Source organism: Halonotius pteroides (genome assembly GCF_003605635.1).
Classification (GTDB): domain Archaea; phylum Halobacteriota; class Halobacteria; order Halobacteriales; family Haloferacaceae; genus Halonotius; species Halonotius pteroides.
This window is the reverse complement of sequence record NZ_QMDW01000011.1, coordinates 36,705-50,686: the sequence shown is the minus strand read 5'-3', so window position 1 is coordinate 50,686 and position 13,982 is coordinate 36,705. Positions and strand designations below refer to the sequence as shown.

The window sequence follows — 13,982 nt, the reverse complement described above, 5'->3', positions numbered from 1 at the left end:
GTTGGGCCTTTCTATTCGGCCGGTCGACACCTCACTCCCGCAGGGCGTCTTCCTGTTGGGTTGCTTCCAGCGTTTCTTCCTCCAGGTCGGTAGCGACGACGGCTGGCTTGTACGCACCACCGTCGAAGAGATCGTGCTCGCTGACAGAGGATTCGACGAACCGGGTGAACGCCCGCCGCTCGGAGGGCAGGTGGCCGTAGATTACCTCGTCGTCGACGAGATCGTAGACCGGAATCCGTGGCGTCAGCAGCGTGTTCTCGCCGACAATCGAGTTTTCGCCGATCTTGAAGCCTGAGGTGACCCGGCAGCCAGCGCCCAGCGAGACGCCATCCTCGATAATCACGGGCGCGCCCTCGACCGGTTCAAGAACGCCGCCGATCAGCGTGTTCGCGCCGAGTTTCACGTTCTCGCCGAGTTGTGCGCACGACCCAACCGTGTCACAGGAGTCGACGAGCGTGCCGTCGCCGACGTACGCGCCGATGTTGACGAAGGAGGGACTCATCATGATGCAATCCTCGCCAAGGTAGGCACCGCGGCGGATCGTCGTTCCGTCGGGCGTGTTTCGGGTGCCACGATCGGCGAGGTCGTCGGTGCGACGCAGCGGGAGCACGTCGTTGTAGCTGACGCCGCCGTACTCTTGGGTTTGGTTGTGTCTGAGGGTGAAATTCAGGAGGATGCCCTCTTTGACCCACGCGTTGGCCTCCCACGAGGTCACGCTGTCGCCGGTTTTCTCGGCGGCGCGCACCTCGCCGGCTTCGAGGGCTTCGAGGAACGCGTCGAGTGTGGCGAGGTCATCGTCGGTCGCGTCGGCGGCGGTGAGGCCGTCGTCGTAGCGGTGCCACAGGTCGGTGATCTCCGATTTGATCGGCATACATCCGCTCTGTCGCTGAGTGGCTTGTATCCGGTGGTTTTCCGCAACACGAACTGAATAGCCGGTTGACAGCCGATATAGCCGCGGTGGGCAGCAGCGGTGAAATCTAGAGAGTCTTCGAACGGACTCCCGACATAGTTTGAAAAACGCTCATAGGTGGTGGTGGCTAATTGCCTCGTGTTCATGATGAGTAGCCCCTCAGTACAACGGTGCCCGTCAGTCGCGGACAAACAGTCCGTGGAGGCGAACAGTGACTGATCGACCACGACGAGATATCATCGCCGCGGCCGGAGCGACTGCTAGTCTCACGCTTGCTGGCTGTCTGGGTGGTAGCGACAGTGGCACCGAAGCCGATGCCGTCGCGCTGGCCGACCACCCGCTCGGCGAAAATCTTAGTGACTGGCCTCACCTCGGTTCAGATCCATTCGATGCACCGGCGACGCTTGTCGTGCTGGACGACCCCTCCTGTTCCCGCTGTGCGGCCTTCCATCAGAACACTATCGCCGACTTAGAATCCGAATACGTCGCACGCGGCGAGCTCGCTATCGCCGTGCGACCGTACCCGGTCGTCTACGCGTGGGGTGAGCCGGCAGCCCACGCCCTGGAGGCGACGCAGTCACGCGACGACGCGGCGTTCTGGAACCTCCTCGATCACTATTTCGCCGAACAGAGTTCCTTCGGAACCGACAACGTATTTGCGAAAACCGAAACATGGCTCGGGGACAACACCGACCTCGACGCGACCGCTATCGTCGACGACGCCCGCTCCGAGGCCTTTGCCGACCGGATCAACGCGACGCTGTCGGCCGGCGAAGAAGCCGGTGCTGGCGACATTACACCAGCGACGTTCGCGTTCGTTGATGGAACGCTGAAAACGTCGTTCAACGGCAGCCAGAGCACAGCGAGTATCACAACCGCACTTGAGCTATGATCACTGAACGGCTTCCGACACGGGGCGAGGATCTCCGACTCATCGGGCGCACGATGCGGCTGGTGCTGTCGATCCCAGCATACGCTGTGTTCGCAGTACTCGCCGCAGCGACCTCGCTGACGCTGTTTAGTCTCTCACAGAACCTCACGCTGACAGCGGATCTGATCGTCGGTGGATCGCTGCCGCTTGCGGATCGTCTCGTGCTCGTCGTCGAACAGTATCCCTTCATCGGGACGAACTACAGCCCGGTCGACGGGGCCGCACTGCTTCTCGTGGTGTCGCTCGTCGGGGCCAACCTCGCGCTTGTCGTGTACCATCTCCGCGAACACGACCTCTCGGCGGCCGGCAGCGGCGGCAGCCTGCTCGGCGTCGCCCTCGGCGTTCTCGGCGCGGGCTGTGCCGCCTGTGGCTCGGCGATCCTGCTGGGCGTGCTCTCGCTGTTCGGTGCCAGCGGGCTCGTCGTCCTGTTGCCGCTGGGCGGCCTCGAACTCTCGCTGTTGGCGGTCGTCGCGCTGCTGCTGTCGACCTACTGGGTCGCCGATGGGATGCGCGGCGGTGAGATACGGGGCTGTCCGATTACAGTTGATTGAGGCCGGCTGGGATAGCGGGCGCTTCAGACTCTCCCCGGGTTACTCGATCCAGAAGGCGTCGATCCGCTCGTCGAGACGATTGAGTACGGTTGCGAGCACATCCTGCCACGCGTCGGGGTGGGTTTCGTCAATACCGGGGGTCGCTGCATCCGGTGGCGGGTGCACGTGCTCGCGGCTGTTGTGATCGTTCGGGTGTCGATCCCAGCGACATTCCCACGAGTCGCCGCTGTGATACTGTTCGGCGTAATGGATGCTGAAATCGTCGGTCTCGAACCACCTGATGCGGAGATACGCGCGGTCGACGCCGCCCGGAAAGTACCCGAGATCGTAGTCGGCGACGACGGCGTTCGGCGCGTATCCGGGCTGTCGTTCGACCCGCTCGAAGCGAGTGCTGCCCCGGAGGCGCGTGGCGATCCGATCGAGTAGCTCCGTATCGATAGGCCCGCGACTCGGCGTATCAGCCGGATCCTCAGACATCGATCGACCGGGCGGTGTCGACGGTGGCCGAGTGGCCGCGACGTGCCGCATCGAGCAGTGCCGCGCGGCGTTCGAGCGTCTCCCACGTCGAGAGCGCCTCCCACGCGGCTTCCGTGGCGGTGGTTTTGCTCGCCTCGACGAGTGACACCTCGTCGGGTGACTCCGCATCGAATCGAGCCCTGTATTCGTCTATCTTCTCGATAGTCTCCGTGAGCATCTCAACGATTTCGGCTTCGGAATAGTTCTCGCGGAGACGGTTGAGACGCCGCCACTCGAAGTAGGCGTCGTTGCGCTCATAGCGAACCGGCCGCCCGTCGTAGCGGCGAACCATTCCCATCTCGGTGAACCATTCGAGGTAGTCCCGCGCCGTCTCGGTGTCGCAGTCGGCCCGGTCGGCGATAGCCGATACCTTCGTCGGTGACCGGATCGCGGTGACGGTATCGAGGAGTCGCTCGCGGGTCGACTCGCCGGTGAGCAACGATCCCGGCGACTCGAACGCATCGAGATCGGGTGGTGACGCCTCGCCGTCGTATGCGTCGTCTGGGATGTCTGTGAGATCCATGCCTGTGGCTCCGTGGGGTCACCTACGACGCGAAGCGATATATACCTACTGTCCACCAAATTATTTCAGCAACAATTATGCGTCGTCGATAACCTCGAAGAAGTCGTACCAGCCAGCCTCCCGTCCCGCGACCCACTCGGCGGCATCCAGCGCCCCCTCGGCGAAAATGCTGCGGTCGCCAGCGCGGTGGGTCAGCGACAGCGTCTCGTTGCTGCCGGCGACCAGCACCTCGTGTTCGCCGGCGATATCGCCGGCGCGGCGCGCGTGGACCCCGATCTCCTCGTCTGATCGCGGTGCCTCGCCCTCGCGGCCATGAACGCGGTCGCCGAGGTCGTCGCGGACACCCTCGATGTCGTCGAGCAGCGTTTTTGCCGTGCCGCTGGGGGCATCACGCTTGGCGTTGTGATGTGTTTCGGTGAGTTCGATATCAGCATCGGGCAGCGCAGCGGTCGCCTCTTGGACGGCGAGCCGGAGGGCGGCGACCCCGCGGGAGAAGTTCGACGCTTTCAGCACCCCCACCGACTCGCTGGCAGTCCTGAGCGCGTCGACCCCCTCGTCGTCGAACCCGGTCGTCCCGGTGACGAGCGCGACGCCGTGGTTGGCACAGGCGTCGGCATAGGTGCGGGCCGATTCTGGGCCGGTAAAATCGACGACGACATCGGGTTCGTACTCCGCGAGGAGTTCTGCGAAGTTGTCGCTGGACTCGATGACGACGCCCGAAATCAGCTCGTCGACTGAACTCCGGTTGACCGCGAACGCAACGTCGATCCCCTCGCGGTCGGTGGCGGCCGCCAGCACCTCTCGACCCATCCGGCCGGCCGCACCCGTGACGGCGATCTCGGTCATTCGGCCGTCGCCTCCGCGTCGACATCAGCGGGATTCGTGAGATCGGTGTCGAGTTCATCAAGCCGCGCTTGGAGCTCCTCGCGGTGTTCCTCGGAGAGTTCAGTCAGCGGCGAGCGGATGCGCTCGGACGCGTAGCCGCGCATCGCCATCGCAGCTTTGACCGGGATCGGGTTGGTCTCGACGAACAGCTGGCGGACGAGCGGCCCGAGTTCGTGATGGATCGCGCGGGCAAACGCGTAGTCGCCCTCCAAGGCCGCGCCGACCATCGCACAGGCGCGTTCCGGTTCGACGTTGGCGACGACGCTGATCGCACCATCCCCGCCCGCGGCGAGAATCGGCAGTGTCATCCCGTCGTCGCCGGAGAGCACGGCAAACTCTTTGCCGCGCGTGCGCTCGATGACCTCAGAGATGCGGTTGAGGTCACCTGAGGCGGCTTTGTAGCCCGCGATATTGGGGTGGTCGGCGAGGTCGACGGCCGTGTCGACAGCGATGTTGCGGCCCGTCCGGCTCGGGACGTTGTAGATAATCTGCGGGAGATCAACCGTGTCGGCGATCTCCGCGTAGTGGTTGTACATCCCCTGCGGTTCGGGTTTGTTGTAGTACGGCGAGATGAGCAACAGCGCGTCGGCCCCGGCGTCGGCGGCCTGTCGGGAGAGGTCAAGGGCTTCAGCCGTGTTGTTTGAGCCGGTGCCCGCGATGACGGGCACGTCCTCAACGGCGTCGACGACGGCTTCGATGGCCTCGACGTGTTCGGCATGGCTCAGCGTCGCCGACTCGCCGGTCGAGCCCATTGGGACGAGGCCATCGACGCCCGCTTTTTCAAGCCGTTGGGCGTCCCCGCGGAGCGTTTCTGTGTCGATCTCGTTGTCCGCTGTAAAGGGGGTCACCATCGCCGGGAAGACCCCGCTGAAGTCGATTTGTGTCATGATTGTGGTGGATAGGTGGGTCGTATGATTTAGAGACTGTACGAGGTGGGTAAAAAGGCCCGAAACGGGGTGCCACGCCCGCAACGAGCGATCAGATGGCGCGCTGCTTCGGACGGGCGGGTCGCACTGCTATCGATGGACGGCCGATCGGGATGACAGCAGTGTGATTCACACCGAGATGTGTGTCGTAACTGAACTTAGTCGTTGTGTCTCCGATCCCGGCAGCGAGAAACACCGGACAGAGGGCTCATGAAAGCCAACTCACCCGCTTGCCCGCTCGTTTCCAAACATCGCCGCCAGCAGCCGGCTCTCGCTGTCGACGACGACCGATGATCTGATACAACCGCCGGCCATGCGGTTGGTATGGAACACGCGACCGACGACCTCGCTGCGGTCGCCGCCGAGGCCGCGACGACTGGGGGCGAGTACCTCCGAGAGGCGTTCAGAAACGGATCGGTCGACGGCGAGTTCACCGGTACGGATGTTAAGGCCGCCGCCGATCGCGAATCGGAGACCCGGATCCAAGCGGCGATCGACGCCCACTACCCCGACCACGCGTTTCACGGCGAGGAAGCGGGCCACATCGGCAACAGCGATTACTGTTGGGTCGTTGACCCACTCGACGGCACCAACAACTTCGCCAGCGGCTACCCGAAGTTCGCCACCGCCGTTGCGGCACTCCACAATGAGACGCCGGTGGCAGCCGCGATCTACGAACCCCTGACCGAGGATTTGTATCTCGCCAAGCGCGACGCCGGAGCAACGCTCAACGGCGAGCCGTTGTCGGCAACCACGTCGCTCCCGCTGGAATACGGGACGGTCGCGCTCGTCGTCGGCCTCTCGGTCGTGACCGATCCTGACGGACTCACCCAGATACGGGCACTCGAAGCAGCCCTCCGCGGGCAGTGCAAGCGTGTCGTGACCACCTGGGCCCCCTGTGTCGACTGGGGCCTGCTCGCCCGCGGATCGATTGAAGCGCTTGTCTGTGTCCAACCAGACATCTACGAACAACACGCCGGGGGCCTGCTGGCCGCCGAAAGCGACATCATCGCCGACGACACAGTCAGCGAAACTGGTCGCTATGTAGGGAGCCCGGATGGTGCGGTGACCGCGGTACTGCGAGCGGTTGTCGACGACGTGCTCACGCTCGAAAGCGACAGCATCGACGACCAGCGTGAGTCTTAGAAGAACCACAACGCCGTTAGAAACGGTTTAGTACGATCAAGACAACCGAACAGGTATGCCGAGTCGTCGTGCGTTTCTTGCTGCGGTCGGTGGCATCGCCACACTCGCCGGGTGTACCGCTGGGCGCAACCAACCGGCGTCAACACCGTCCAACGAAACGACAGACCAGTCGACGGCAGGCGACGAGCAACACAGCGTCGACCCGAGACGCGGGCCAACCGGGACGGTGCGGCAGTTCTACCGCGCGCTGCTCGCCGAGAACGTCGACGCGCTCAACGGGGTAATCATCCACCCCGAGTCGCCAACCTACCCGGTGGAGCCTGAGTATGTCCCACCAGCGGCGTTCAGCGAATTTGAGGACGTACAGATCGCCAACGTCGAAGAGGTCTCAGTCCAGGATCTGGTTGTCCAGCGGCTCGGGAACCCGACACAGTTGGGCGACTGGAAGGAGGCGATGGCGGCTGATAGCGCACAGTACGTTCACACGACGTTCTACGTCAAAAAGCCGGACGAAGAGCGAGCATACGAGGCCAATACGGTCGATTACACCGTCGAAGACGATGGGTGGTACGTGCGCTACGACGCCAGCAAAGCAACCCACGGACAAGCAGGTTCCTGATCCTCAACATATCGATCCATGGACGGATGGCTTCCTGAGACAGCGGGCAGATGATATTGGCACTTATACGCCCGCCACCCATATCTATACTCATGTATACTGGGCGTCGCCGACAGGAGGGCTGGTGATGAACGCGCTCAACTCACGGATCCGGATCATCTGGGTGCTTCGCTCGCTGGTCGGCGCACTCATCCTCGGCGGTGCCGCCACCGGGATCACCGTCTACCGCTCGGCGTCGCTGTCGATTCCCGCCGGCCTCACCGCGCTGTTTGTCAGTCTCGGCGTCGTCCACGCAATCTTGCGGTATCGGAACTGGCGGTATGTCGTCAACGATGACGCCCTCTATCTCGAGCGGGGCGTTTTCACACAGGTTCGTACTGAGGTACCTCTTGTCAGAATCCAACACGTCGACTCCCGGCGGTCGGCCTTCGAGCGGCTCGTCGGCCTCGCCAGCACCGTCGTCTACACCGCCGGCTCCCGTGGGGCGGATGTGACGATTCCAGGGTTAACACCCGACGACGCAAGCGATCTTCGGGAGCGACTCAAGGGGTTGGCCATCGACGCCGACGGGGAGGATGCGGTGTGAAGTTAGCCCCGCTGTCGGTGCCGTATCGGGCCCTCCAGAAGGCCAGCCGGCTGGCGATCACGCTTGTTTTTGTTGGCTCTGTCGGCACCGAAGTCGGCTTTAGTAGCGCGTTGGTGGCCGCCGGGATCGGTGGTGCCATCGCGCTGGCCCTCGCCTATGAGTTCGCCTACTACCGCCGGTATCAGTACACCTTTACCGACGATACCTTCGATATCGAATCCGGCGTCCTGAATCGTCGAGAACGGGAGATCCCCTACGGCCGGGTACAGAACGTCGACATCAGCCGAAACGTCATTCAGCGGCTACTCGGGCTGTCGGCGATCAACCTCGAAACCGCCGGCGGCGGCTCGACGGAGGCGGCGATCAGATACGTAACCGCTGATGCGGCGACAACGATCCAAGATGAGCTCCGCCGACGGAAGCGCGGGGATGACCAACGTCGGCGAACAGGGGCCGAAGCAGCCGACAGTGCCGAAAGAGACAGCACTGACGGTGACAGCGAAGCGACCGACAGCGCGACGACGCGAGAGGTCGACGAACCCAACGAGGAGTTGCTGTTTGAGATCTCGCCGAGCGAGCTGGCGCTGGCCGGGATCCTTTCGTTTGATCCACGCGTCCCGGGGCTGTTGTTTGCGGTGTTTACCGGGTTGATTCCGTTTGTCTCGCCGGTCGTTCCCGAACCGGCGGCCGTCGCAACCACCGGGCTCGACCCGACGCTCGTGTTGTTCGTCATGGGTGTGGTGTTGCTCGTCGGGTTGGTCGTTCTCTCGTGGGTCGTCGGCGCGATCTCGGCGGTCGTCAACTACTGGGGGTTCCGACTGACGCGGTCGGAAACCGAGCTTCGGTATGAGCGGGGGCTGCTTCAGCGATACAGCGGGACGATCCCCTTCGAGAAGATCCAGACGGTGACGATCAGCGACAACCCCCTGAAGCGGCGGGCAGGGTACGCAACGCTGGCGGTCGAAACCGCCGGCTACGCACCGGGACAGGCGAACGACCGCGGCAGCGAGGCCGCCGTGCCGATCGCCGGTCACGATCGGATCCGGCGGTTGGCCGCGGAGATCGACGGCTGTGAGACAGGCGGGTTTAATCAGCCGCCAAAGCGAATCCGGCGGCGGTACTTGGCGCGGTATCTCATCGCACTGGCTGGGGTGACAGGGCTGCTGTATGCGGCCAGCGTGAGCGTTACACGGCTGGCCGCCCTTCCGTGGTATCTCCCACTTGTGGGTGTACTCTTCGCGCCGATCGCCGCTCACTACAAATGGCTCCATCGCGGCTACCGGCGGGGAACCAACCACCTTGTCACCCGAAACGGCGTCTGGAACCGCGAAACAAAACGGGTTCCCTATCACCGGCTACAGACTGTCATCGACAGCCGCACGCTGTTCCAACGCCGGTGGCGCGTCGCCACCGTCATCGGCGATACAGCAGGCTCGCTGTCGGTGCTCGGCGACGACGCCGCCGCTGTCGACATCGAGGTCGATGACGCCGTCACCCTCCGATCGGAGCTTCGGGATCGCCTGCGAGCGTCGCTGGCTGATCGGCGACGCCGGCGGACAGACAGATCGGCGGCGACACGAGACACGGGGGCAACCGGGGATGATACGTCAAGAGAGGAGTCAGTCGAGACAACAACTGCCGAAACCGAGAGATCAACAGCCGATACCAAACAGGACGACAGACGACGGTGATGTGGACAGTTAGCTTCGAGCGTCGTCGATCACGGCCCGGAACTCCGTGGCAGTCTCCGTGATGCTCTCAAAGTCGCCGCGTTCGGCGGCCTCGTAATCGACGAGCGCGCCGCCCGCGCCGACGCATTCCGCGCCGGCCTCGATGTAGTCGCCGGCGTTATCAGGGCTAACGCCGCCGGTCGGCATCAGCGGGATCTGGTCGAGTGGGCCCTTGATCGCGCCGAGATGCGCCGGGCCAAGCGAGGAAGCCGGAAACACCTTCAGCAGATCCGCGCCGGCCTCATACCCTGTGATCGCCTCGGTCGGCGTCATGATCCCAGGCGCGACAAGCGTCCCATAGCGGTTGCAGGTGTCGATCACATCCGCATGCAAGCTTGGGCTGACGACGAACTCCGCGCCACCGAGCATAACGGTGCGGGCGGTTTCGCTGTCGAGAACGGTGCCGACGCCGATAGCGATCTCCTCGTCGCCGAAGGAGGCGTCAAGTTCGGCGACCATGTCGGCGATGCCCGGCGTGTCGGCGGTGAGTTCGATCCCGCGGACGCCGCCGGCGAGGAGTGCGTCGGTGATCTCGATCAGCGTGTCGGCGTCAACCCCGCGGAGGACAGCGACGACACCGCTGTCCCGGAGCTGTTGGAACACGTCGTGTTTGGTGCGCATGGTTGGTGTAGCGTCACCCACGGTAGTAAAAACCGGGTTCACGGCGAGAGGCGATCGGCTGGGAAAATCACGCTCGACCGAACCCCCTGACAGATATCAGCCCTGATAGTTTGAAGCATATCTTTAACAGTGATCCCTATCTTCAACGGGGTAGAGCCTGTGTTTACCGGCCGTACACAGGCCCCGTGTATCACGACAGAGTGCAAGGGTGTCACCAATCGCGCGCTCTTGTCGTCGCTTTTGCTTTCCAAGGTGGGGATGAGCGACAGCTAATGAGTACACAATCCCGCTGCTATCGAAGCCACAAACTCGGCGATAAATCGGGATCAATACGCAATAATTGTGTATAACGGCGTTAGATTGATTACTATTGCTTCGAGTTGACAACCCGTATGAACAGTAGAGTCGGCGGAGTGGGGGCCGCCAGCGACGGACGTACCAGCCAGCTAACTACCATATCTACAATGCGACGGGTCGACCAATGATGAAGAAACCGATCGACTCAGCGTCGTTTAGCGGTACCGAATCGGCAGTACTCGAAGCCGCGCTACGGGATCCGGCGGCGACAAACGCCGAGATCGCCGAGCAAACCGACACGCGGGTTGCTCTCGTCCGGGATATCCGCGACGAGTACGAGGATCAGGTCGAACTCCCGGACGACGCTGCTGACGGGGGCGACACGGTTGATGTCGATGTCGACACCGCGGATCTCAGCGACCCACAGCTCGCGGTGCTGGAAGCGGCCGCCCGCGACCCATCGGCGACAAACGCCGACATCGCCGAGGAAACCGACAACCGAGTCACCTTCGTCCGTGATACCCGCACCGAGTACGAAGAGCAGGTCGATGTCGGTGTTGAACCGGTCGACGACGAAGACGATGAGGCCACAGACAGCAGCGACGAGGTCGAGCTCAGCGACCGCCAACAGGAGATCCTCGCGCTTGCCGAGGAGGATCCTGCGTTGACCAACGCTGAGATCGCCGAACAGACCGACGCGCGGGTCACACTCGTTCGAGATACCCGTAGTGAACACGCCGACGGCGGCTTTGAATTCGGCGGCGAAACAGCCGACGACAACGGGTCGGCCGACAGCGATGATGGATCGGCCAGCAGCGACCTCCAAGAGCAGATCCAGCAGGTCGCCGCCGACAACCCCGAGTGGACGTACGGCGAGATCGCCGAGACGGTCGGCGCACGCGTCCCGCTCGTTCGGGATACGCTTGCCGACTACGACTACAGCAGCGGCGGCGGGATCGAAACCGCCGACGACGGCGAGTTGCCGCCCGGCGTCGACGCAAGTATGTTGTCCGATACCGAGCAGGCGATCCTCGAACTCGCCCAAGAGGATCCCGAGTTGACCAACGCCGAGATCGCCGCGAAAACCGGCACTCACGTGGCGATCGTCCGGGACACTCGGGTCGAACACGAGCCCGGTAAATCGGCCGACTACGGTGGCCAAGGCACCATCGAGGAGGACGACGAGGATGACGACGATGCCGGGACAGTCAGTGCCAGCGCGGATGACGACAGGGAGTGGGAGCCCGGCGAGCCAAGCGATCGCCAGACCGAAATCCTCCGGCTCGCCTTCGAAGATCCCGAGTTGACCAACGCCGAGATCGCCGCCGAAACAGGGGCTCGAATCCCGATCGTCAGAGACACCCGCGACGATTACGCCGATCTCGAGCGCTCGGATCTCGACGACGAGACCGGCGAGAAGACGGCTGAGTCGTCGGTCGACACCGCCCCCGGCGAGCCGACGGCCGTCCAGGAGTTGATTCTGGATGCCGTCGCCGAGAATCCGGATGCAACCAACGCCGAGGTCGCCGCCGACCTCGACGTGCGAGTCACACTTGTTCGAGACACACGACAAACCTACGACGCCGACGACGCAGGCGGTAGCGACAGCGCACGCGAGACTGACACTGATACAGCCGACGCGGCTGCTGACAGTGCAGCCGAGACAGCCGCCGAACCCGAGGCCGGCGTCTCGATGGGGCGACTCGTTGCCCTGGCGATACTGGTGATCCTAATTATCGTCGTCGTACTCAGCTTCAACTGACGACGGTCGGGTGGCTATTTTGCGGTCGCAGTTGGATCAGTTGCGGTCAGTGTAACAGCTGAAACTGGGTGAGATCGATCAGTCAGTTCGCGGGATCGCATACGCACCGGCGACGAAGAACCCAACCGCTAGCACCGCGACCACAGCCAGTTCACGCCCATATGGTGCCTCGATGGCCGGCCCGTAGGTGAGTGCGCGAACGCCGCGGGCGAAGTAGGTCAGCGGCGAGAGGTCGACAAGCGGCGCAAACCAGCCGGGGAGGAGTTCGAGCGTGACAAAGGTATCCGACAGAAAAAGCAGGGGAAACGCGATCGTGTTGCTGGCGGCGATAACGCCGTCCTGCGTCGAGGAGAGTCGCCCGAGGATCGCCCCGAAGCCACAAAACAACACGACCGCACCCACAATAAACGGCCCCAACAGTGCGAGCCGGGGAGTGATCGGTACCGCAGCACCGGTTAAGACGACGACCAACCCAAGGATCAACAGACTTGCGAGGCCGATGATGGCGACGTTGACGAGCGTGTGGGCGAGCAGCCACTCGCCGCGCCCCAGCGGTGTCGTCGCCAGCTTTTCGAATCGGTTGTCGTCGCGGTGGCGGGCGATCTCACTGCCGACGCGGGACAGCGGGGTGAACAACACCACCGTCGCCAGATAGCCCGGGATGTAGTAGGCTGCCGGCTCGGCGAACAGCCCGCCGCCGGTTGGTTGGGTGCGGACAAGCGCGCCGAAGATCACGACCAGAAGGACAGGGAAAAAGAAGGTAAAGAAGACTGCCGTCCGACGGCGGAGAAAGGAGTGCCACGCGGCGACGGCCTCCGCACGAATCCGCCGGAGGCGACTCATTGTGCACCCTCCTGTCGGGATTCAGTTCCGGTCGGTGAAGGCGTGTCTGGTGGTGTGGCGACCGCGGTGCTGTCAGCGTCGCCGGCGGCGAAGGCCTCGCCGGTCAACTGGAGATACACATCGTCTAAGCTGGGCTCACTCCAGGCCAACGAGCCATACTCGATGCCGGCTGTCGACAGCACCGCGGCCGCATCGCCGATCTCAACCGGTGAGACGCCGTCGACGACGACCTCAGTCGATCCCGGGGTGGCCGCAAAGTCGGCGTCGGTGAGTGCGTCGACAGCGGCCGCCGCTTGGTCGGTGTCGATAACGAGTTGGCTCTCGCCGCCGTGTGAGTCGATCAACTCGGCTGGCGTTCCGACGGCGACCAACCGACCGTCCTGCAGGAGCCCAACCCGATCAGCAAGTCGCTGAATCTCCGTCATCGAGTGACTTGTGAGGACGATCGTGGTACCGCCGTCGGCCAGTTCCTCCAGCAGCGACCACAGCGATTGGCGGCCGGCGGGGTCGATGCCGGTCGTCGGCTCATCAAGAAAGAGGAGGTCGGGGTCGTTGACCAGCGCGATCCCAACGCAGACCCGTCGTTGCTGGCCACCGGAAAGCGTCTCATACCAGCTGTCGGCGGCCGCAGCCATCCCGACGGCCGAAAGCACGTCGTCTGTGTCGCGAGCCGTCGCATAGAGCCCGCCGTAGTAGTCGATCAGTTCACGGGCGGTCAGCCGAGCGGGAGGCGAAAACGACTGTGGGAGCAGTCCGACCCGATCGGCGTCGACCGCGGTTGGGGCCTCGCCGTGGACGGTGATCTCGCCGTCGACCGGCGTCGTGCCGGTAAGCGCGCGGACGAGCGTTGTTTTCCCCGCGCCGTTGGGGCCGATCAGCCCGAAGACCTCGCTGTCGGCGACCGAGAGATCGACATCGTCGACGGCGACCGTCTCGCCGTAGCGTTTGCTGACACCGGCGGCGACAACAGCCTCGTTCATATCCGCACTCGGCGCGGTTTCGGCCTAAGGATTCCGTTTCACCGCTCCCGAGTTGTCGAGCCCAAGAGCTAAGATGGGGGAGTCACAAATATATGCGTATGGCCGGGGGGCTATGGGGGAGTAGTGGCAACGCCTGTCGCGGTGACAGGGGCTACC

The 13,982-nt window shown here is 63.6% G+C and carries 15 protein-coding genes; 7 read left to right on the top strand and 8 right to left on the bottom strand.

Annotation, left to right across the window (positions count from 1 at the left end; translation table 11 throughout):
* Nucleotides 1-31 precede the first annotated feature (31 nt).
* Complete coding sequence (locus DP106_RS09110; RefSeq protein WP_120084835.1) at nucleotides 32-871, bottom strand: 2,3,4,5-tetrahydropyridine-2,6-dicarboxylate N-succinyltransferase; 840 nt, start codon at nucleotides 869-871, stop codon at nucleotides 32-34.
* A 250-nt stretch (nucleotides 872-1,121) separates the two neighbouring features.
* On the opposite strand from DP106_RS09110, the gene DP106_RS09105 reads away from it, so the two are divergent.
* Both DP106_RS09105 and DP106_RS09100 read left to right on the top strand, forming a co-directional pair.
* Nucleotides 1,122-1,802, top strand: a complete 681-nt coding sequence (locus DP106_RS09105) for a DsbA family protein (protein WP_120084833.1) — start codon at nucleotides 1,122-1,124, stop codon at nucleotides 1,800-1,802.
* Nucleotides 1,799-2,392 (top strand): hypothetical protein, encoded by a 594-nt coding sequence (locus tag DP106_RS09100; RefSeq protein ID WP_120084831.1) that lies wholly within the window; start codon nucleotides 1,799-1,801, stop codon nucleotides 2,390-2,392. Before DP106_RS09105 ends, DP106_RS09100 begins: the two co-directional genes overlap by 4 nt.
* A gap of 39 nt (nucleotides 2,393-2,431) precedes the next feature.
* Here DP106_RS09100 and DP106_RS09095 read toward each other — a convergent pair whose 3' ends face one another.
* The 4 genes from DP106_RS09095 to dapA all read right to left on the bottom strand — a co-directional run bounded on the left by DP106_RS09095 (nucleotide 2,432) and on the right by dapA (nucleotide 5,203).
* Nucleotides 2,432-2,869: a hypothetical protein gene (locus DP106_RS09095; protein ID WP_120084830.1), complete on the bottom strand. Its 438-nt coding sequence runs from the start codon at nucleotides 2,867-2,869 to the stop codon at nucleotides 2,432-2,434.
* Nucleotides 2,862-3,431, bottom strand: a complete 570-nt coding sequence (locus DP106_RS09090) for a DUF7342 family protein (protein WP_120084828.1) — start codon at nucleotides 3,429-3,431, stop codon at nucleotides 2,862-2,864. Before DP106_RS09090 ends, DP106_RS09095 begins: the two co-directional genes overlap by 8 nt.
* A gap of 75 nt (nucleotides 3,432-3,506) precedes the next feature.
* Nucleotides 3,507-4,277: a 4-hydroxy-tetrahydrodipicolinate reductase gene (dapB, locus tag DP106_RS09085; RefSeq protein ID WP_120084827.1), complete on the bottom strand. Its 771-nt coding sequence runs from the start codon at nucleotides 4,275-4,277 to the stop codon at nucleotides 3,507-3,509.
* On the bottom strand, nucleotides 4,274-5,203 hold the full coding sequence (gene dapA / locus DP106_RS09080) for a 4-hydroxy-tetrahydrodipicolinate synthase (RefSeq protein WP_120084826.1): 930 nt from the start codon (nucleotides 5,201-5,203) through the stop codon (nucleotides 4,274-4,276). Before dapA ends, dapB begins: the two co-directional genes overlap by 4 nt.
* 363 nt (nucleotides 5,204-5,566) lie before the next feature.
* On the opposite strand from dapA, the gene DP106_RS09075 reads away from it, so the two are divergent.
* The 4 genes from DP106_RS09075 (at nucleotide 5,567) to DP106_RS09060 (ending at nucleotide 9,284) form a co-directional block, all read left to right on the top strand.
* The gene (locus tag DP106_RS09075; protein ID WP_120084824.1) at nucleotides 5,567-6,388 is read left to right on the top strand and encodes an inositol monophosphatase family protein; all 822 of its coding nucleotides are present in this window, start codon (nucleotides 5,567-5,569) and stop codon (nucleotides 6,386-6,388) included.
* A gap of 55 nt (nucleotides 6,389-6,443) precedes the next feature.
* A complete protein-coding gene (locus tag DP106_RS16075; RefSeq protein ID WP_205738913.1) occupies nucleotides 6,444-7,007 on the top strand; it encodes a hypothetical protein in 564 nt (187 codons plus the stop codon).
* Between the two features lie 127 nt (nucleotides 7,008-7,134).
* Nucleotides 7,135-7,593, top strand: a complete 459-nt coding sequence (locus DP106_RS09065; RefSeq protein WP_120084823.1) for a PH domain-containing protein — start codon at nucleotides 7,135-7,137, stop codon at nucleotides 7,591-7,593.
* Nucleotides 7,590-9,284 carry a PH domain-containing protein gene (locus DP106_RS09060; RefSeq protein WP_120084822.1) on the top strand — a complete coding sequence of 565 codons (1,695 nt, stop codon included), beginning with the start codon at nucleotides 7,590-7,592 and terminating at the stop codon, nucleotides 9,282-9,284. The genes DP106_RS09065 and DP106_RS09060 overlap by 4 nt, the downstream gene beginning before the upstream one ends.
* 9 nt (nucleotides 9,285-9,293) lie before the next feature.
* Here DP106_RS09060 and DP106_RS09055 read toward each other — a convergent pair whose 3' ends face one another.
* Entirely contained in the window at nucleotides 9,294-9,944 is a 651-nt protein-coding gene (locus DP106_RS09055; RefSeq protein WP_120084820.1) for a bifunctional 4-hydroxy-2-oxoglutarate aldolase/2-dehydro-3-deoxy-phosphogluconate aldolase, read from the bottom strand.
* Nucleotides 9,945-10,425: 481 nt separating this feature from the next.
* Between DP106_RS09055 and DP106_RS09050 the strand changes: the two genes are divergently transcribed.
* Nucleotides 10,426-12,003, top strand: a complete 1,578-nt coding sequence (locus tag DP106_RS09050) for a winged helix-turn-helix domain-containing protein (RefSeq protein ID WP_133305124.1) — start codon at nucleotides 10,426-10,428, stop codon at nucleotides 12,001-12,003.
* A 78-nt stretch (nucleotides 12,004-12,081) separates the two neighbouring features.
* Here DP106_RS09050 and DP106_RS09045 read toward each other — a convergent pair whose 3' ends face one another.
* Both DP106_RS09045 and DP106_RS09040 read right to left on the bottom strand, forming a co-directional pair.
* Nucleotides 12,082-12,846: an ABC transporter permease gene (locus DP106_RS09045; RefSeq protein WP_120084818.1), complete on the bottom strand. Its 765-nt coding sequence runs from the start codon at nucleotides 12,844-12,846 to the stop codon at nucleotides 12,082-12,084.
* Complete coding sequence (locus DP106_RS09040; protein ID WP_120084816.1) at nucleotides 12,843-13,826, bottom strand: ABC transporter ATP-binding protein; 984 nt, start codon at nucleotides 13,824-13,826, stop codon at nucleotides 12,843-12,845. The genes DP106_RS09045 and DP106_RS09040 overlap by 4 nt, the downstream gene beginning before the upstream one ends.
* Nucleotides 13,827-13,982: the final 156 nt, after the last annotated feature.